The sequence below is a fragment of the Rhodocytophaga aerolata genome (assembly GCF_030503435.1).
GTDB lineage: Bacteria > Bacteroidota > Bacteroidia > Cytophagales > 172606-1 > Rhodocytophaga > Rhodocytophaga aerolata.
The window spans coordinates 1-533 of sequence record NZ_JAUKPO010000197.1; the positions used below are offsets into that span (position 1 = coordinate 1).

Below are 533 nucleotides of genomic sequence, written 5' to 3' on the forward strand. Positions count from 1 at the left end.
CGGTTGTCAGCCGTGGCTGGTGTTAGGCACATGTCTTTTGTTCTCACTATCTATGTTTAAAATTCTGTTCTAGAATAGGTTTACCATGATCCTCTAGTAGTGGATCTGCTTTAGGAGCTGGAAGATCACAATCGCATAAATAGGTATAGTATCCTGTGGTATCATGTCTTAAGGCTCCAAATCTATCTATTTCGTTTGTCTCATAATCTTTGAAAACAAACTTAGCAGGTAAATTTACTACCGTATAAACACCTCCCTGTAAGGATTCTAAATAAGCTGTATCTTTTTTCCAATATAAAAACAGTTCATAATCAGATATCCTCTTTGGTGTTCCTACCTTTAAATACTGATCTTCCGGAATCTTCTCTTGATCATATTTTCCATAGACAAAATAGGTATGTCCCTCATGTCTTATTCTTGTAAGTACATTTGAGCTATCTTTTTGATCAACAACATAATCAAATTCATAAGAACTACAACTTGAGAGAAGAATAAGGATAAAGAAAACCGCTAAATTTTGTCTCACTACTAAT

Annotated in this window: 1 protein-coding gene; it reads right to left on the reverse strand. The window is 34.3% G+C overall.

From position 1 onward, the window contains the following. Positions 1–46 precede the first annotated feature (46 nt). Positions 47–533 (reverse strand): hypothetical protein (locus Q0590_RS37515; RefSeq protein ID WP_302042819.1); only part of this gene is annotated, 487 nt, incomplete at its 5' end.